The organism is Sphingobium sp. B8D3A, assembly GCF_025961995.1.
GTDB lineage: Bacteria > Pseudomonadota > Alphaproteobacteria > Sphingomonadales > Sphingomonadaceae > Sphingobium.
Genome location: NZ_JAOQOS010000001.1, coordinates 2,783,300 through 2,800,261, shown reverse-complemented (window position 1 = coordinate 2,800,261; position 16,962 = coordinate 2,783,300). Strand labels below are relative to the sequence as shown.

Sequence of the window (16,962 nt, the reverse complement as noted above, 5' to 3'; positions counted from 1 at the left end):
GGGGTGATTTTCGATGGCACTTGTCACATGCTCGGGGGCAGGCGGTCCCCTCTATCCGGTCAGACTAAGCGCAGGGTTTGAAATCGCTGTCACGGCGCGCGCCCTCAAGGCCCGTCCCGCTGATGGGAGCTTCGACGCCCCGAGGTTCGGCTCGACAGTATAGCTTCATCAGTGATGCACGATGAGCGAACACGGCTTCGTCGTTCATGTGCGCACCATCCTGAGCCGCCCGGCCGATCAACGCCGCGAGGGCAGCCCGATCACGCCCCAGTCGGACCAGTTCAGCCGCTAAAGCCTGAGGATCCATGGGGGTGAGCACGCCGCCACCGTGGCCCGAAATCAAATCCTGAGGATATGCTGACTCATAACCGACTATGGGTGTTCCGGACGCCAGCGCCTCAATCAGGTTTCGCGGAGATTCAGGTGTCAGGTGACAAAACGGCATCAGATGCGCCGCGCGCAACTTATCCAGCAGCTCCGATCGATCGACAAGGAGGCCGGGGAATTCAATCTGTTCTTCAAGCCCTTGCGCCAGCACTTTTGCGCGTGCCTCTTCCCGTTGCGGGCCATCGCCAAACCACTGGGCATGAAACGCCACGCCGGCCTCTTTGACGAGACGGAGCGTTTCTATCCAGTCCATGACACCTTTATCGGGGTGAAACCGCCCAATGTAGATCAGACGCAGAGGGCCGTGCTCGACGTCGCGTATTTTGCGGTTCAGGCTTTCGTCCGAGATTTTGTCGTGCGGCTTCAAATGGATGTCGTGCACAAGAAACGGATTGGCATTGAACCCACGATAAGTCTGGTAGCAATCATTGCCGTGGAACAGGCCAAGCGCTGCCGAACCAATCGCGCGACGCTCCAGGCGTCGCGCGAGGCTCGCATTCATAAGCCTGACAAAGCGCCGGACGCCCGATGCTCTGAGGGCGTCGATGCGCATGACTTCCGACTCGACCCTGTCTGTCCACACGGCAACTTTCCGCCCCCGGCGAGCGGCCATCAGCGCCGCAACGGCGGCCCAGTCTCCCCATGCCCCGCCAAGGGCACAATGGAGGAACGCGTGGCTGTCGATCAGGCGTGACAATTTGGCACGCATTTCTGGATAGGCCTTGGCAAAGGAAAGGGGTGTCCACCCTCGCGGCATCAGCTCAACGGTAAGATTTGGTCCCAAGCCAAGCCCTGCGATCGAGACGCTATCCGCGGGAGGGGGAGCGCTCACGACCTTCACGCACAACGTCATCTGGCCGAAATGGCGAATCCACTGGTGCAGGCCATTCGCCGCCTGTTGCTCAATGAAGACATCGCCTTCATACTGATGAACGAGAAGGGGCAAGATAAGGAGCAAGCCGCCCAATGGTTTGCTTGCCACGTCTTCCATCAACCGACCCCACCACATTTCTCCGCCCAGCCGCCCCATAAAGCGGGCGCGCGCGGCAGCAAGTCTCTAACCCGGCAAGTATTAAATCCGTTCTAATATCGGAGATCGTTTCGCTATCAGGCTGGGCTGCAGGTTCAGTCTGCCCTGCGCCGACCATCGCAGCGCCGTGACGCCCGTATGTGCCTAAATACGTAGCGGCTCAGTGGCCGCTATGGTCTTCCATACCGGTCATCGCGCCCTCCGTGTCCGGCTGTTGCACGATGGCGTCGGCGAGAATGCGCTGGCCGTTGGAGAAGATGAATGTGAACGTCATCTTCTTGTCCGCAAGGGCCTGCGGGTTGATCGACCACAGCATGAGGTGCTTGCCGCCCGGCTCAAACTTCACTGTCGCACCGGCGGGCACGTCCACGGTCTTCACTGGGCGCATGGAGGCGACGCCGTCCTTGGTGCTGCTCTCGTGAATTTCCACCCGCACGGCCTCGTCGGTCAGCACGTCGCGCAGCACGACATCATCGGCGCCGCCGTGGATCGTGAAATAGGCCGCCGAGGGGGCATTGGGATTGGGGTTGAGGCGCAGGAAGCCGCCATCGACATCCAGCGGCGGCGGGTCGCTGCACGCACCGAGCGTCGCCAGCATCGCGGCTGCGACGAGGAGCGAGGAGGGCTTGTGCATGTGCGGTCTCCGGGAGGTTTGTTATCTCGCCGGGCTTTAGACCCGGTGATCTACGCCGCCAAGCAAAACAGGGCCGGCTTGCTCGGGCGAGCATCTCCTGCCCTGTCCGGCCGGGCCTGCCGTGCGCGCTTGGGTCAGCTAAATCATCTCGGGACTTGTTGCGCGAAAACACCCTCCTATATCGGCGCGGTCAACGGGGTGGTTTCGGCCTGAGTGCGGAGCCGCCCCGGCAGCGGCCCAATTCCGGGCGCTCAACTACACATGGGGTACAAGAGGGCAAATATGGCTAAGGTTATCGGTATTGATCTCGGCACCACGAACAGCTGCGTCGCCGTGATGGACGGCGGCAAGCCGAAAGTGATCGAGAATGCGGAAGGCGCGCGCACCACGCCCTCCATCGTGGCATTCGCCAAGGATGGCGAGCGGCTCATTGGCCAGCCGGCCAAGCGTCAGGCCGTGACCAATCCGGACAACACCGTTTATGCCGTCAAGCGCCTGATCGGTCGCCGGTTCGACGATCCGCTGACCAAGAAGGACATGGAGCTGGTCCCCTACAACATCGCCAAGGGTCCCAATGGCGACGCCTGGGTGAATGCTGGCGGGCAGGACTACAGTCCCTCGCAGATTTCCGCCTTCATCCTGCAGAAGATGAAGGAAACCGCCGAGAGCTATCTCGGTGAGACCGTGACGCAGGCCGTCATCACCGTGCCGGCCTACTTCAACGACGCGCAGCGCCAGGCGACCAAGGACGCCGGCCAGATTGCGGGCCTTGAAGTGCTGCGCATCATTAACGAGCCGACCGCGGCCGCGCTCGCCTACGGGCTTGAGAAGAGCGAAGGCAAGACCATCGCGGTCTACGACCTTGGCGGCGGTACCTTCGACATCTCGATCCTCGAGATCGGCGACGGCGTGTTCGAGGTGAAGTCGACCAACGGCGATACCTTCCTCGGCGGTGAGGACTTCGACTCCAAGATCGTCGAATATCTCGCTGACGGTTTCAAGAAGGACGAAGGCATCGACCTGCGCGGCGACAAACTGGCCCTGCAGCGCCTGAAGGAAGCCGCCGAGAAGGCCAAGATCGAGCTCTCCAGCGCGCAGACCACGGAGGTGAACCTGCCGTTCATCACCGCCGACGCGACTGGTCCCAAGCACCTGGTCAAGACCATCACCCGTGCCGACCTTGAGCGGCTGGTCGAGGCGCTCATCAAGCGCACGCTGGAGCCCTGCAAGAAGGCGATCGCGGACGCAGGCGTCTCCTCCAGCGAGATCAGCGACGTCGTGCTCGTCGGCGGCATGACCCGCATGCCCCGCGTGCGCGAAGTGGTGAAGGAGTTCTTCGGCAAGGAACCGCACACCGGCGTGAACCCGGACGAAGTGGTCGCCATGGGCGCTGCCATTCAGGCCGGCGTGCTGCAGGGCGACGTCAAGGACGTGCTGCTGCTCGACGTGACGCCGCTGTCGCTCGGCATCGAGACGCTGGGTGGCGTGTTCACCCGCATGATCGACCGTAACACCACGATCCCGGCCAAGAAGAGCCAGGTTTACTCGACGGCTGACGACAATCAGCAGGCAGTGACCATCCGCGTCTTCCAGGGCGAGCGTGAAATGGCGGCGGACAACAAGCTGCTCGGCCAGTTCGATCTGGTCGGCATTCCGCCGGCGCCGCGCGGCGTGCCGCAGATCGAGGTCACGTTCGACATCGACGCCAACGGCATCGTGAACGTCTCGGCCAAGGACAAGGGCACCGGCAAGGAGCAGCAGATCAAGATCCAGGCTTCTGGTGGTCTGAGCGATTCCGACATCGACCAGATGGTCAAGGATGCCGAGCGCTTTGCCGAGGAAGACAAGAAGCGTCGCGAGGGCGCCGAGGCGAAGAACAACGCCGAGAGCCTGATCCACACCACTGAGCGCCAACTCGCCGAGCATGGCGACAAGGTGGACGAGGCGCTCAAGGGCGAGATCGAGGCGGCTGTCACCGCGGCCAAGAGCGCGGTCGAGGGCGGCGATGTCGAGGCGATGAAGACCAAGACCCAGGAACTGGCTCAGGTCTCCATGAAGCTCGGTCAGGCGATCTACGAGAAGGAGCAGGCTGCGGCCGCGTCTCCGGGCGCCGAAGGCACGGCCCAGAAGGCTGATGATGACGTCGTCGACGCCGAGTTCTCGGAAGTCGACGAAGACAACAAAGCCTGATTGAACGGAAATGACGCCCGGCCGGCCCATGAACTGGCCGGCCGGGCGATTGCTTGGGACTGCTGCGGGGCATGAGTAGCAAAATCGATTATTACGAGCTGCTCGAAGTCGAGCGGACGGCGGATGGCGCGACGATCAAGTCGGCCTATCGCAAGCTGGCCATGCAGTGTCATCCGGATCGCAATCCGGGCTGCAAGGAGAGCGAAGCCAAGTTCAAGGCGATCAACGAGGCCTATGACTGCCTGAAGGACGAGCAAAAGCGTGCGGCTTATGATCGCTTCGGCCACGCCGCTTTCGAGCAGGGGGGCATGGGCGGCGGACGCGGCGGTCAGGCCGGCTTCTCCGATTTCTCCGATATTTTCGAGACGATCTTCGGCGATGGTTTTGGCGGGGGTGGCCGTCAACAGACGCGGCGCGGCGCGGACCTGCGCTACGACATGGAAATCTCGCTGGAAGATGCCTTCCATGGCCGTGACACGACCATCGAGATCGACGTCTCCACTCAGTGCGACGCCTGCGATGGTAGCGGCGCGGAGCCGGGCACCAGCGTGGAAAGCTGCCCGACCTGCGGCGGCCACGGCAAGGTGCGGGCGCAGCAGGGCTTCTTCGTCATCGAGCGGACCTGCCCGAGCTGTCATGGCGCGGGCCAGCGGATCAAATCACCCTGTCGCGCCTGTCGCGGCGAGGGGCGCGTGGACAAGCGCCGTTCGCTGGACGTGAAGGTGCCGGCTGGCGTCGATGAAGGCACGCGCATTCGCCTCACCGGGCAAGGCGAGGCCGGACCGCGCGGCGCGCCGGCGGGCGATCTCTACATCTTCCTGCATGTGAAGCGGCACCAGATTTTCGAGCGGGACGGCACCAACCTGTTCTGCCGCGTGCCGATCAGCTTCACGCTCGCGGCCTTGGGCGGCACCATCGAGGTGCCGGGCCTGGACGGCGAGGATCACGAAATCCGCATTCCCGCCGGCATTCAGTCCGGCAAGCAACTGCGCCAGCGCGGCGCCGGTATGCCGGTCCTGAATGCGCGCGGCCGGGGCGATCTGGTCATCCAGATCGAGGTGGAAACGCCCACCAAACTCTCGGCCCGGCAGAAGGAATTGCTGGAGGAGTTCCGCGCCACCGAGACCGGCGAGGAATGTCCTCAGTCGAGCGGGTTTTTTAGCAAGATCAAGAATGTGTGGAGCGATTTGACGGAGTGATCTGAGCGGGTGGCGGATTGTCGGAGCGCTTATCAGAGCTCTACCCGAGCTGCCGACGTTGATCTTCGCTGCCCTGGGCTCCTGCCTGCGCAGGAGCACAGCGTTGCTTCGTGGCTTAAGTTGAACGTCATATCAATCGAAGCAAAAAGATGATGCTCCACACCACCTTGTGCTCCTGCGCAGGCAGGAGCCCAGGGCGCAAAAGCACTGCCCCAAATCGTTGATCGAGTAAGCCCGGCCCTAAACGCCGGCCGCCACTCTTACCGCGGCAGATCGACCCGCGTGCCGTCGGCCGCATCGCTGACCACCAGATCGGCAATCGCACGACCGACCACGTCCGGTGTCTTGAGCGTGGCCGGGTCTTCGCCGGGATAGGCGCGGGCGCGCATGGTGGTGCGGGTGGGGCCGGGGTTGACGATGTGGGTGCGGACCTTGGAAATCTTGGTGACTTCCTGCCCATAGGCGCTCACCAGCACGTCCTGCGCCGCCTTGGAGGCACCATAGGCGCCCCAATAAGCGCGTGGCGCCGTCGCGACGCCGGTGGAGAGGGCCACCACGCGCGCGTCCGCGCTCTTGCGCAGCATGGGATCGAAGGCCGCGATCAACGCCTGAGTCGAGGCGATGTTGAGCGTGAGCTGCCGGGCAAATTCCTTGGTGTCGATGGCCGTCACGGCAGCAAGCGTGCCCAGCGTGGCAGCATTGAGCACCAGCACGTCAAGCGCTTCCCAGCGCCCGCTGATCGCCTTGGCCAGGCGCCCGATGCTCTCCCCGTCGGTCAGGTCGAGCGGGGCGATGGTGGCGCTGCCGCCTGCGGCGTGGATCTGTTCTTCCACCGCTTCAAGATCCGGCACGGACCGCGCGACCAGAACCACATGCGCGCCATCGCGCGCGAGTTCGATCGCGGTGGCCGCGCCGATGCCCCGGCTGGCGCCGGTGACGAGGGCAAGGCGCCCGGCCAGGGGCCGGTTGTCGGTCGTGTCGGTCATGCTGTCTCCGCTCCGGCTCAGACCACGCGTTCGCGCAGCAGTTCGAGCTGGTTCACTTCGGCCTGATCGTCGAAGTCGGTGAGGGTGGTGGGATAATCGCCGGTGAAGCAGGCATCGCAATATTGCGGCAGCTCATCGTTGCGGCGGGCCTCGCCGATCGCCCGGTAAAGGCCTTCGATCGACACGAAGGCGAGGCTGTCGGCATGAATGAACGAACACATCTGCGAGACGTCCATGCGGTGCGCGAGCAACTTGGCGCGCTCGGGCGTATCGACGCCGTAGAAGCAGCTGTGCCGGGTCGGCGGGCTGGCGATGCGCATATGCACATCCTTGGCGCCGGCCTCGCGCATCATCTGCACGATCTTGAGGCTGGTGGTGCCGCGGACGATCGAATCGTCGATCAGCACGATGCGCTTGCCGGCGATCAGCGCCCGATTGGCGTTGTGCTTGAGCTTCACGCCCAAATGGCGAACCTTGTCGCCTGGCTGGATGAAGGTGCGGCCAACATAATGCGAGCGGATGATGCCCAGCTCGAACGGAATGCCCGATTGCTGCGCATAGCCGATGGCGGCAGGCACGCCGCTATCCGGCACGGGAATCACGAGATCGGCATCGACCGGGCTCTCGATGGCCAGCTGCGCGCCAATGCCCTTGCGAACCGAATAGACGCTGCTGCCGTCCACGATGGAGTCCGGCCGCGAGAAATAGACATGCTCGAAGATGCAGGGGCGGGCCTGCGCCGTCTCGCCAAAGGGGCGGTGCGAGCGGATTTCGCCGCCCTGCGTCACCACGATCAGCTCGCCGGGCTCGACCTGCCGGATATATTCCGCGCCGACCACATCGAACGCCACCGTCTCGGAGGCGAAGATGATCGCATCGCCCAGCCGGCCCATGACGAGCGGACGGATGCCGAGCGGATCGCGGCAGGCGATCAGGCCCTCACGCGTCAGGCAGATGAGCGAATAGGCGCCTTCGACCTGCTTGAGCGCATCGATGAAGCGATCCAGCAGGGTCCGGTAACGCGATTTGGCGACGAGGTGGATGATCACCTCGGTATCGCTGGTCGACTGGAAGATCGCGCCATCGCGCACCAGCCGCTTGCGCAGGTTCATCGCGTTGGAGATGTTGCCATTGTGAGCGATGGCGAAGCCGCCCGAGGACAGCTCGGCATAGAGCGGCTGGACGTTGCGCAGCGCGGTCTCGCCGGTGGTCGAATAGCGCACATGGCCGCAGGCGACATGGCCGGCGAGCTGGCGGATCACATCGTCCTTGTCGAAGTTGCCCGCGACATGGCCCATGGCCCGGTGGGTGTGGAACTCCTCACCGTCCCAGCTGGTGATGCCGGCGGCTTCCTGCCCGCGATGCTGCAGGGCGTGAAGGCCCAGCGCCACCATGGCGGAGGCTGTGTCGGCGCCAAATACGCCAAAAACGCCGCACTCTTCGCGCAGCTTGTCGTCATCAAATGGGTGCGTGGTCAGCATGGCTCTACTCATAGCCGACGGGGTGCGATTCCCGCCGTGTCGCGATCCTCGTTGCCGGCCATATAGGAGCGTCAAACTGCTTTGTCGCCCCATTGTCGCAAGAAAGGTGGTGAATGCGCCGGGTTAGGCACGGGTGGGGCCGCCATAAGCGCGTGAAGCTGCCAAAATTGGCGAAGGGCATAAAGTTCGGAACCATGCCGCCCGGGGGCTGTTTCCCTCGCAAAAGGAGATCGCCATGCCGGTTGATTGGACGTCCCGCGCGCGTGCTCGCTCCCTCTTCGCAACCATCGTCGGCGTGATTATCGCGCTGGTCGGCCTCGTGCTGGCTATCGGCGGCGCGTGGCTCGCGGTGCTGGGCGGCAGCCTCTATTACCTCTTTGCCGGGGTGCTCCTCGGTCTGGCGGGCTTTCTTCTTATCCGACAGCGGGTGCTGGGCGTCTGGGTCTACCTCGCGGCTTATGGATTTTCGATCATCTGGGGGCTGGCTGAGGCCGGGCTCGATGGGTGGGCGCTGATTCCCTTCACCGTCGGCCCGACGGTGCTCCTGATTCTCGTGCTGCTGACCTTGCCGGCGCTTCAGCCCGTGCGTTGGCACTGGCGCTTGCCGGTCATCGCGAGCGTGGCAGCCGTGTTGGTGCTGGCCGTGGGTGGCGTCGTGATCTCCCGCCTCAACCTGCCGGACGTGGGCGCGATGCCGGCGCGGCTGGCCTCGACGGTGGCCGATCCCTCGCTGTTGCGGCCTGGGACGGACTGGCCGGCTTATGGCGGGAGTTACGCAGCGCAGCGTTATTCTCCGCTGGGCCAGATCACGCCCGCCAACGTCGGAAAATTGCAGCGCGCCTGGGTGTTCCACACCGGCGATCTGCCCGAGGACATGGCCGACAACAAATATGGCGCCGAAACGACGCCGCTGAAGGTCGGCAATACGCTCTATCTGTGCTCGGCCACTAATATTCTCATCGCGCTCGATCCGGCGACCGGTCAGCAGCGCTGGCGCTACGATCCCAAGGTCGACCATGCGTGGATTCCCTATACAGCGGCGTGCCGGGGCGTCGCTTATTATGCCGTGCCGCAAGCCACGGAAGGGCAGGCCTGCGCGACGCGGATCATCGAGGGTACGCTGGACGGGCGCCTGATTGCCGTGGATGCGCAGACCGGCCGGCCCTGTTCCGACTTCGGCGAGAACGGCGCGGTCGATATCAAGCGCGGCATGGGCAAGGTGGTGCCGGGCATGGTCTCGATCACATCGCCGCCCACCATCGTGCGAGGCGTCATCGTGACCGGGCACCAAGTGCTGGATGGGCAAAAGCGGGATGCGCCGTCCGGCGTCATCCAGGGCTATGATGCGGTCACGGGCGAGAAGCGCTGGGCTTGGGACATGCTCAACCCGGATTGGGCGGGCGATCCACCGGCCGGACAGGAATATGCGCGCGGCACACCCAATATGTGGACCATTGCCAGCGGCGATGAGTCGCTGGGGCTGGTCTATCTGCCGATGGGCAATTCCGCGGTGGATTACTGGAGCGGAAGCCGCAGCCCGCAGGAGGACGACTTTTCATCCTCGCTGGTTGCGCTGGACGTGACGACCGGCAAGCCCCGCTGGCGCTTCCAGACCGTGCATCGGGATGTGTGGGATTATGACCTCGGGGCGCAGGCCACGCTGGTCGATTTCCCCAATGGCTCCGGCACGGTGCCGGCGCTGATCCTGCCGAGCAAGCAGGGCGAAATCTATGTGCTGGACCGTCGCACCGGCCAGCCGATCTTCCCGGTGCAGGAGCGGGCGGTGCCGCGCACCGGTGTGGAGCCGCAGCGGCGCAGCCCTACCCAGCCTTATTCCACCTACCACACGCTCGCCTTCCCCGACCTCAAGGAAAGCGACATGTGGGGCATGTCCCCCATCGACCAGATGGTCTGTCGCATCCAATATCGGCAGGCAGAATATCGCGGGCGGTACACGCCTCCCACGGCGGACAAGCACTTCGTCGAATATCCGGGCTATAATGGCGGCACGGACTGGGGCGGCCTCGCCATCGATCCGGTACGCGGCGTGATCCTCGCCAACTACAATAATATGCCCAACTATAATCGCCTGGTGCCGCGCGCCGAGGCGGACCGTCGCGGCTTCCCGGCGCCGCGTGGCGACGAGAAGGCGCGGGGCGGCAGCATGAGCGAGGGGGGCGGTCACGGCTCGCAAGACCCGCAGGCCGGCTCGCCTTATGCCATCTCGGTGAATGCCGGCTGGCGGCTGTCGCTGACTGGCCTACTCTGCAAGCGTCCCCCTTATGGCGGTATTCGCGCGATCGACATGCGGACCGGCCAGACGATCTGGGATCGCCCCTTCGGCACCGCGCGGCGCAATGGCCCTTGGGGGATTCCGTCCATGCTTCCCATCAACATCGGCACGCCAAACAATGGTGGCGCAGTGGTCACGGCTGGCGGTGTGGCCTTCATCGCCGCAGCCACTGACAATCTGATCCGCGCCATCGACATCGAGACGGGCAAGACCCTCTGGCAGGATACGCTGCCGGCGGGCGGTCAGGCGACGCCGAGCGTGTATGAGGTGAACGGAAAGCAGTATCTCGTCATCATGGCGGGTGGGCACCATTTCATGGAGACACCGATTGGCGATGAAGTGATCGCCTACGCTTTGCCGGGATGAGAATGGGAGAAAACATGGCTTCGGCAGGTCAGGCGTGGCAAGCCCGCTCGATCTGCCGAGCGCTTGCCTGAGGCAAAGGGGTGAAGCGCGTGCTTTCACTGGAGGCGGAAAGGCATTAGGCGGGTAGGGCAACGTCGCTCTCCCAAACTCCGGTTCAAGATCCGTCCAATGATGCTCGTGCATGTCCCGCCTGCGATCGCCAACCAGTCCTGGCGTGCCATCGGCATCGTGACGGCGCTGGCGGTGGTCGGCGCGCTCGCACTCTATTCCATGGCTGGTGGTTCGATGGTGCCGTGGGCCGGTGCGCATCTGCTGCGCTTTGCGCTGTTTCTGATCCTGGCACTGGTGATTTCCTACATCCCCTCCGAGCAGTTCAAGCCGCTGCTCTTCCCGGCCTATCTGGCGAGTCTCGCGCTGCTCATCATTGTGCTGATGATGGGCATCGTGGGGGGCGGGGCGCGGAGCTGGCTCAATCTCGGCTTCATGCAGTTGCAGCCCTCCGAGTTCGTGCGGCTGGCTGTGATCGGCATGGTGGCGCGATTCTACGAGATGTTGCCGCCCGCCGCGACGCGCTCCTTCACGGCATTATGGCCGCCGGTCGCGCTCACGGTGGTGCCCTTCGCGCTCATCCTGCTCCAGCCGGATCTGGGCACGGGCATGATGTTGGTGCTGTCCGTGGCGGTCGTGACCTTTCTCGCGGGATTGCCGCTGCGGCTCTACGCGGCTGCGGGCGCGGCCGCGATCGTGCTGATCCCGGTGATCTACAGCTTCCTGCTGCCGCACCAGCAGCGGCGCGTGACGATTTTCATGAACCCGGAGGCTGACCCGTTGGGCGCGGGCTATCATATCACCCAGTCGGTCATCGCCATTGGCTCGGGCGGCTTCTTCGGCAAGGGCTACCTGCAAGGTAGTCAGAGCCATCTCCATTATCTTCCTGAGTCGCATACCGATTTCATTTTTCCGGCCATAACCGAGGAGTGGGGGCTGCTCGGCGCGACGGTCATCATCGCCTTGTTCTGGCTGCTGCTGCGCTGGGGCATGAACGTCGCGCGGGATGCTGCCAGCCGTTTCGACCAGCTGCTGGCGGCGGGGCTGACGTGCAGCCTGTTCCTCTACATCTCCATCAACATGATGATGGTCGTCGGCTTCGCGCCGGTCGTCGGCCTGCCTTTGCCGCTCGTCTCCTATGGCGGCTCCGCGATGCTCTCGATCATGATCTCGCTGGGGCTGTTGATGGGCATCGACCGCAAGACCCGCAAGCGCGCCAACCCCTATCTGCGCTGAGCGCGGCGGGACGTTACATTCGGGGTCACATGCGGCGTCACATTCTCTGGCCAAAGCCACTGGCGCGCCTGCCCCGCTGCCTCTAAAGGGGCGGGATGCACGTCCTTGCGAACCCGCGACGTTTCCTGGCGATTGCCGTGCCTGCGACGCCCTGGTGCTTCTGGGGCGGCATCCTCCTGATTCTCGCCGGTTGCTGGGCCGGGCTGTTCATGACCCCGGCGGATTATCTTCAGGGGCACAGCTTCCGCATCCTCTACATTCATGTGCCGGCGGCCTGGCTGGGCATGGGCGGCTGGAGTGGCCTCACCATCGCGGCGATCATGCAGCTCGTCTGGCGCCACCCGCTGGCGAGTGTGGCAGGTCGGGCCATTGCTGTGCCGGGCGCGGTTTTCACCGCCCTGTGCCTCGCGACCGGATCGATCTGGGGCCGGCCTACCTGGGGGACGTGGTGGGAGTGGGACGGACGCCTGACCTCCATGCTGCTGCTGCTGTTCCTCTACATCGGCTACATCGCGCTGGCGCGCGCCAGCGTGGAGCGGGGCGATGCCGGCGGCGTCAGCCGCGTGACGGCGATCTATGCGCTCATCGGCGCGCTCAATCTGCCGATCATCCATTATTCGGTGGTGTGGTGGAACAGTCTCCACCAGGCCAAGAGCATCAGCGTGGTCGGCATGAGCAGCAGCATCGCGCCCTCCATGCTCTGGCCGTTGGGCTTGACCGTGCTCGGCTTTACCCTCTGGTTCACGGCGATCGTGCTGCTGCGGATGCGGGCGATGCTGGCGGAAAATCGGATCGAGGCGCGGTTGCGCCGGATGTCGCGGGGCTGAGGATAAACGATGAATCCCTGGCCTTTCGTGATTGCAGCTTATGGCCTCACCTTCGTTGCGACGGTTGCGACCAGCCTGTGGGCTTGGGCTCGCGCGCGGCAGGCGGAGCGCCGGGCGCGGGATTTGCTGGAGCGGGATTGAAATGGTTGCGGTGACGACGAACAGAGCTGGCCCCAAGCGCAAGCATCAGCGCCTCATCCTCGTGGTGCTGGCGCTGGCAGCGATGATCGGGGGCGTGCTGCTGGCGATGTCCGCGCTGCGCTCGCAGGCTGCCTATTTCTACACGCCCGCCGAAGCGCTGGCCGCCAAGGTTGAGCCCGGCCGCGCGATTCGTCTGGGCGGCATGGTCGAAGCAGGAAGCATCAAGCGCCACGCCAACGGCACAACCGTGGATTTTCGCCTGACCGACGGCAAGGCCACCCTGCCGGCTTCCTTCACCGGCATCACACCCGACCTCTTTGTCGAGAACAGCGGCGCGGTGGCGGAAGGTGCCTTTGGGGAAGACGGCGTGTTCCGCGCGACCAACATCCTCGCCAAGCATGACGAGCGCTACATGCCGCGCGAGATGGAGGGCATCAAATATGATCCGCAGACCCATCAGGTGGATGCAAGCGGCCAATGATCGCTGAAGCCGGCCTTGCCGCCCTGTGGCTCGCGGCCACGCTCGCCGGCCTGCAATTGCTGCTCGCCTGGTTGGCCGTTGCGCGCGGCAATGCCGATGCGGCGCGCTTCATCCGGCCGCTGGCGGTGGCGCAGGGCGTGCTGGCGGGTCTCGCCATGGCGCTGCTCATCGTCCTGTTCCTGATCTCCGACATGTCGGTCTATCTGGTCGCGGCGAACAGCCATTCGCTCAAGCCGTTCATCTACAAATTCGCCGGAGCCTGGGGCAATCACGAGGGCTCGATGCTGCTCTGGGTGGCAGTGATGAGCCTTGCTGGCGGCGCGGTGGCGCTGTTCGAGCGCAGCCTCGATCGCGCGACCCATTTCGCGACGCTCGGCGCGCAGGCGGCGATCAGCCTTGGCTTCTATGCCTTCCTGCTGTTTGCCTCCAATCCCTTCCAGCGCCTCAATCCCCCGGCGGTCGAGGGGCAGGGGCTCAATCCACTGTTGCAGGACCCCGGTCTCGCCTTCCACCCGCCGACGCTTTATTTTGGCTATGTCGGCCTGTCCGTGGCCTTCTCCTTCGCAGTGGGGGCGCTGCTTACCCGGCAGGTGGATGCCCGCTTCGCCCGTGCGATCCGGCCGTGGGTGCTGGGTGCCTGGGTCCTGCTGACCATCGGCATCGCTGCCGGCTCCTACTGGGCTTATTATGAGCTGGGCTGGGGTGGCTGGTGGTTCTGGGATCCGGTCGAGAATGCCTCGCTCATGCCCTGGCTGGCGGCGACAGCGTTGCTCCATAGCGCTTCGGTCCTGGCTGCCCGCGATGCGTTGCGCGCCTGGACGGTGATGCTGGCAGTGGTCGCTTTCGCCATGTCGATGATCGGCACCTTCCTCGTGCGCTCGGGCATCCTGACCAGCGTCCATGCCTTCGCGGTCGATCCCACGCGTGGCAGCTTCATCCTCATTCTGCTCGGCCTCTATATCGGCGGCGCGCTGGCGCTGTTCGCCATGCGGGTTCACACGGTGAACGAGGGCGCGCGGTTCGATCCGCTCAGCCGGGAGGCGCTGCTCGTCGTCAACAATCTGCTGCTGTGTGTGATCCTGGGGCTGGTGCTCATTGGCACGCTCTATCCGCTGCTGACCGAAATGCTGGGCCAGAGTGTCTCTGTCGGTCCGCCCTATTTCAACGCGGTGATCGGTCCGATCACTTTGGTGCTGATGGCCGCGCTGGTCGTCGGGCCGCTGCTGCGCTGGCGGCGGGACGAGTCGGGCGCGGCGCTTCGGCGTTCGGCTCCCGCCATCGGCGCTGCCGTGGTCACGCTGATCGCCGTGTTGCTGTTTGCGGATCGCCCGATCGGCTGGTTGCCGCTGCTGGGCCTCGTTATGGCCGCCGCCGTTGCCGTGGCCAGCGTCGCGCCGCTCTGGAAGCGCAATCTGCGGCGCACGCCGATGTTCACTTATGGCATGGTGATCGCGCATCTGGGCTGCGCAGTCAGCCTGGCCGGCATGGCCAGCGAATCGGCCTTTTCATCCGAGCGGCTGGCGGCGGCGGCGCCGGGGGACTCTTTCGAGATCGCCGGCTACACCGTGACCATGGAAGGAGTGCGGCCCTATGCCGGGCCGAACTGGACCGCCATGGAAGCGCAGCTTGTCGTGCGGCGTGGCGCCAAGGTGATCGGCACCGCGCGGCCTCAGGCCCGCTATTTCACCGATCCGCCGACGCCGACCAACGAGTCCATCCAACTCACCCGCTGGAACGGCCAGCTCTATCTGGTGCTCGGTGAAGCGCTCGAAAATGGCCGCTGGCAGTTGCGCATCTGGTGGAAGCCGTTCGTCACGCTGATCTGGGGCGGCGCGGGCCTGATCGCGCTGGGCGGCGCGCTGGCGCTGGTCGGCCGCGTCCGGCGCGAGCGTAAGCAGGCGCGGATCGCGCGCGCATCTGGCGCCGCTGCGGAGCATCCGCAGGAGGCGCTGGCATGAAGTTCGGCAAGCGCTCGCTCATCCTGTGGATTCCGCTGATCGCCTATGTGATCTTCCTCGGCGTGGCCTCGCTCGGCCTCAACCGTGAGCAGCAGACGGTGGTGCAATCGCGGATGATCGGCAAACCGGTGCCGCCGATGGACCTGCCGGCGGGCGCCTCCAGTCGCCCGACGCTCTCGACCAAGGCGATGGCGGACGGCCAGCCGCGTCTACTCAATATCTTCGCGAGCTGGTGCGTGCCTTGCATCGCCGAGGCGCCGGTGCTCCTGCAACTCGCCCAGCGCGGCGTCCCCATTGATGGCGTCGCGATCCGCGATGCCCGTGCCGATGTGGACGACTTCCTCACGCGCCACGGTAATCCTTATCAGCGCATCGGGCTGGATGAGCGCAGTGCCCTGCAGTTCTATATGGGCTCCTCCGGGGTGCCGGAGACGTTCGTGGTCGATGGCAAGGGCATCATCCGCTACCAGCATATCGGCGTGATCGGCCCGCAGGATGTGGACATGATCCTCGAAAAGCTGCGCGAGGCGCAATCATGAGAGGCGCGCTCATTCTGCCGGCCTTGCTTGTGATTTTGCCGGCGCCCGCCTTCGCGCAGACGGCACTGCCGCCCGCACCCTATGCCAATCGCCAGCTCGACGATCCGGCGCTGGAGGCGAAGGCAACCGAGCTGATGCACACGATTCGCTGCCTGACATGCCAGAGCCAGTCCATTGCGGACAGCGACGCGAGCATGGCGGCGGACCTGCGCTCGATCATCCGCGAGCGCATCGCCGCGGGCGAAGACCCTGAGGCCATTCGCGCCTGGCTCATCGAGCGCTATGGGGACTGGATCAGCTACAAGCCGACCGCGGACCCCATTCTCTGGCCGCTCTGGGCGGCACCGCTGATGCTGCTGGGCGCGGGCGGGGCGCTCGCATATGGGCGGATGCGCCGCCGCAAGGGAGCGAAGGCATGACCGGCCTGTTGATCGCAGCGGGCATCGCGCTCATGGTCGGCATCGGCATCATGCTGGGTGCGCGCCTGCCGCTCCGCCATGCCGCGCCGGTTGCCACTGCGCTGCTGCTCGGCCTCGCCGGCTATGCCTGGCAGGGCAGTCCGGGTCTGGCCGACAAGCCGGTCGCAGCCAACGACTCGCGCGTGAAGTTCGATGAGGCGCTGGCCAAGAAGCGCTCGGAAATCGGCGAGCGGCTGACCGGCGCGACCAAATGGTTCGTCGTGTCCGACGCGCTCGCCCGCAAGGGCAACACGGCCGGCGCCGCCAATGTGCTGCTCTCGGGCCTGAAAGAATATCCCGATGACGCGAACATCTGGGTGGGGCTGGGCAATGCGCTGGTCGCGCATGGCAATGGCACGCTGACCCCGGCGGCGGATTATGCCTTCGCGCAGGCCCTGCATTTCCAGCCGGACGGCGTTTCTCCCAATTATTTCTATGGGCTTGCCCTAGCGGAATCGGGTCAGTTCGACCGCGCGCGTGATGTCTGGCTGAAGCTGGCAGCGCGCCTGCCGGAGGATTTCGAGCTGCGTGAAGAGCTGATCCGCAACGTGGCGTTGCTCAATGCGCTCATCGAGCGGCGCGATGCCATGGCGCAGGGTGGCCCATCTCAGGGCGATGCCCCGCAGGCTGGGGCGCCCCAAAGCGGAAATGCCGGCCCCTGATGGTGCGTTGCGTGCCTCTCGACGAAGTGCTAGGGCGCCGCGCGTT

The 16,962-nt window shown here is 64.8% G+C and carries 15 protein-coding genes; 11 read left to right on the top strand and 4 right to left on the bottom strand.

Annotation, left to right across the window (positions count from 1 at the left end):
- Positions 1-64: 64 nt before the first annotated feature.
- Together M2342_RS12995 and M2342_RS12990 are read right to left on the bottom strand one after the other, a co-directional pair.
- Positions 65-1,378: a glycosyltransferase family 4 protein gene (locus tag M2342_RS12995; protein WP_264579400.1), complete on the bottom strand. Its 1,314-nt coding sequence runs from the start codon at positions 1,376-1,378 to the stop codon at positions 65-67.
- A gap of 199 nt (positions 1,379-1,577) precedes the next feature.
- Positions 1,578-2,051 (bottom strand): copper chaperone PCu(A)C, encoded by a 474-nt coding sequence (locus M2342_RS12990; protein WP_264576223.1) that lies wholly within the window; start codon positions 2,049-2,051, stop codon positions 1,578-1,580.
- A gap of 282 nt (positions 2,052-2,333) precedes the next feature.
- Between M2342_RS12990 and dnaK the strand changes: the two genes are divergently transcribed.
- Both dnaK and dnaJ read left to right on the top strand, forming a co-directional pair.
- The gene (gene dnaK / locus M2342_RS12985) at positions 2,334-4,241 is read left to right on the top strand and encodes a molecular chaperone DnaK (RefSeq protein WP_181559100.1); all 1,908 of its coding nucleotides are present in this window, start codon (positions 2,334-2,336) and stop codon (positions 4,239-4,241) included.
- A gap of 71 nt (positions 4,242-4,312) precedes the next feature.
- Entirely contained in the window at positions 4,313-5,440 is a 1,128-nt protein-coding gene (gene dnaJ, locus M2342_RS12980; RefSeq protein WP_264574752.1) for a molecular chaperone DnaJ, read from the top strand.
- 260 nt (positions 5,441-5,700) lie between these two features.
- Here dnaJ and M2342_RS12975 read toward each other — a convergent pair whose 3' ends face one another.
- Positions 5,701-6,426, bottom strand: coding sequence for an SDR family NAD(P)-dependent oxidoreductase (locus tag M2342_RS12975; RefSeq protein ID WP_264579399.1), 726 nt, complete (start codon positions 6,424-6,426; stop codon positions 5,701-5,703).
- Between the two features lie 17 nt (positions 6,427-6,443).
- Complete coding sequence (purF, locus tag M2342_RS12970; protein WP_264579398.1) at positions 6,444-7,907, bottom strand: amidophosphoribosyltransferase; 1,464 nt, start codon at positions 7,905-7,907, stop codon at positions 6,444-6,446.
- A gap of 235 nt (positions 7,908-8,142) precedes the next feature.
- On the opposite strand from purF, the gene M2342_RS12965 reads away from it, so the two are divergent.
- The 9 genes from M2342_RS12965 to M2342_RS12925 all read left to right on the top strand — a co-directional run bounded on the left by M2342_RS12965 (position 8,143) and on the right by M2342_RS12925 (position 16,916).
- A complete protein-coding gene (locus M2342_RS12965; protein ID WP_264579397.1) occupies positions 8,143-10,566 on the top strand; it encodes a membrane-bound PQQ-dependent dehydrogenase, glucose/quinate/shikimate family in 2,424 nt (807 codons plus the stop codon).
- Between the two features lie 168 nt (positions 10,567-10,734).
- The gene (rodA, locus tag M2342_RS12960) at positions 10,735-11,850 is read left to right on the top strand and encodes a rod shape-determining protein RodA (protein ID WP_264574755.1); all 1,116 of its coding nucleotides are present in this window, start codon (positions 10,735-10,737) and stop codon (positions 11,848-11,850) included.
- A 95-nt stretch (positions 11,851-11,945) separates the two neighbouring features.
- Positions 11,946-12,677 (top strand): heme ABC transporter permease CcmC, encoded by a 732-nt coding sequence (gene ccmC, locus M2342_RS12955; protein ID WP_264579396.1) that lies wholly within the window; start codon positions 11,946-11,948, stop codon positions 12,675-12,677.
- 9 nt (positions 12,678-12,686) lie between these two features.
- A complete protein-coding gene (gene ccmD, locus M2342_RS12950) occupies positions 12,687-12,818 on the top strand; it encodes a heme exporter protein CcmD (protein ID WP_181559106.1) in 132 nt (43 codons plus the stop codon).
- A 1-nt stretch (position 12,819) separates the two neighbouring features.
- Positions 12,820-13,299, top strand: coding sequence for a cytochrome c maturation protein CcmE (ccmE, locus tag M2342_RS12945; protein ID WP_264579395.1), 480 nt, complete (start codon positions 12,820-12,822; stop codon positions 13,297-13,299).
- Complete coding sequence (locus M2342_RS12940) at positions 13,296-15,257, top strand: heme lyase CcmF/NrfE family subunit (protein WP_264579394.1); 1,962 nt, start codon at positions 13,296-13,298, stop codon at positions 15,255-15,257. Before ccmE ends, M2342_RS12940 begins: the two co-directional genes overlap by 4 nt.
- On the top strand, positions 15,254-15,796 hold the full coding sequence (locus M2342_RS12935; protein ID WP_181559109.1) for a DsbE family thiol:disulfide interchange protein: 543 nt from the start codon (positions 15,254-15,256) through the stop codon (positions 15,794-15,796). The genes M2342_RS12940 and M2342_RS12935 overlap by 4 nt, the downstream gene beginning before the upstream one ends.
- Positions 15,793-16,215 (top strand): cytochrome c-type biogenesis protein CcmH, encoded by a 423-nt coding sequence (locus tag M2342_RS12930; protein ID WP_264579393.1) that lies wholly within the window; start codon positions 15,793-15,795, stop codon positions 16,213-16,215. The genes M2342_RS12935 and M2342_RS12930 overlap by 4 nt, the downstream gene beginning before the upstream one ends.
- Positions 16,212-16,916 carry a tetratricopeptide repeat protein gene (locus M2342_RS12925; protein WP_264579392.1) on the top strand — a complete coding sequence of 235 codons (705 nt, stop codon included), beginning with the start codon at positions 16,212-16,214 and terminating at the stop codon, positions 16,914-16,916. The genes M2342_RS12930 and M2342_RS12925 overlap by 4 nt, the downstream gene beginning before the upstream one ends.
- The last annotated feature ends 46 nt before the right edge of the window (positions 16,917-16,962 follow it).

Excerpts from the sequence above, each read along its gene's own strand:
- ccmE (WP_264579395.1), top strand. The coding sequence starts at position 12,820 with ATGGTTGCGGTGACGACGAACAGAGCTGGCCCCAAGCGCAAGCATCAG.
- dnaJ (WP_264574752.1), top strand. The coding sequence starts at position 4,313 with ATGAGTAGCAAAATCGATTATTACGAGCTGCTCGAAGTCGAGCGGACG.
- rodA (WP_264574755.1), top strand. The coding sequence starts at position 10,735 with ATGATGCTCGTGCATGTCCCGCCTGCGATCGCCAACCAGTCCTGGCGT.
- M2342_RS12930 (WP_264579393.1), top strand. The coding sequence starts at position 15,793 with ATGAGAGGCGCGCTCATTCTGCCGGCCTTGCTTGTGATTTTGCCGGCG.
- ccmC (WP_264579396.1), top strand. The coding sequence starts at position 11,946 with ATGCACGTCCTTGCGAACCCGCGACGTTTCCTGGCGATTGCCGTGCCT.
- M2342_RS12925 (WP_264579392.1), top strand. The coding sequence starts at position 16,212 with ATGACCGGCCTGTTGATCGCAGCGGGCATCGCGCTCATGGTCGGCATC.
- dnaK (WP_181559100.1), top strand. The coding sequence starts at position 2,334 with ATGGCTAAGGTTATCGGTATTGATCTCGGCACCACGAACAGCTGCGTC.
- M2342_RS12940 (WP_264579394.1), top strand. The coding sequence starts at position 13,296 with ATGATCGCTGAAGCCGGCCTTGCCGCCCTGTGGCTCGCGGCCACGCTC.
- ccmD (WP_181559106.1), top strand. The coding sequence starts at position 12,687 with ATGAATCCCTGGCCTTTCGTGATTGCAGCTTATGGCCTCACCTTCGTT.
- M2342_RS12990 (WP_264576223.1), bottom strand. The coding sequence starts at position 2,051 with ATGCACAAGCCCTCCTCGCTCCTCGTCGCAGCCGCGATGCTGGCGACG.
- M2342_RS12975 (WP_264579399.1), bottom strand. The coding sequence starts at position 6,426 with ATGACCGACACGACCGACAACCGGCCCCTGGCCGGGCGCCTTGCCCTC.
- M2342_RS12935 (WP_181559109.1), top strand. The coding sequence starts at position 15,254 with ATGAAGTTCGGCAAGCGCTCGCTCATCCTGTGGATTCCGCTGATCGCC.
- M2342_RS12995 (WP_264579400.1), bottom strand. The coding sequence starts at position 1,378 with ATGGAAGACGTGGCAAGCAAACCATTGGGCGGCTTGCTCCTTATCTTG.
- M2342_RS12965 (WP_264579397.1), top strand. The coding sequence starts at position 8,143 with ATGCCGGTTGATTGGACGTCCCGCGCGCGTGCTCGCTCCCTCTTCGCA.
- purF (WP_264579398.1), bottom strand. The coding sequence starts at position 7,907 with ATGCTGACCACGCACCCATTTGATGACGACAAGCTGCGCGAAGAGTGC.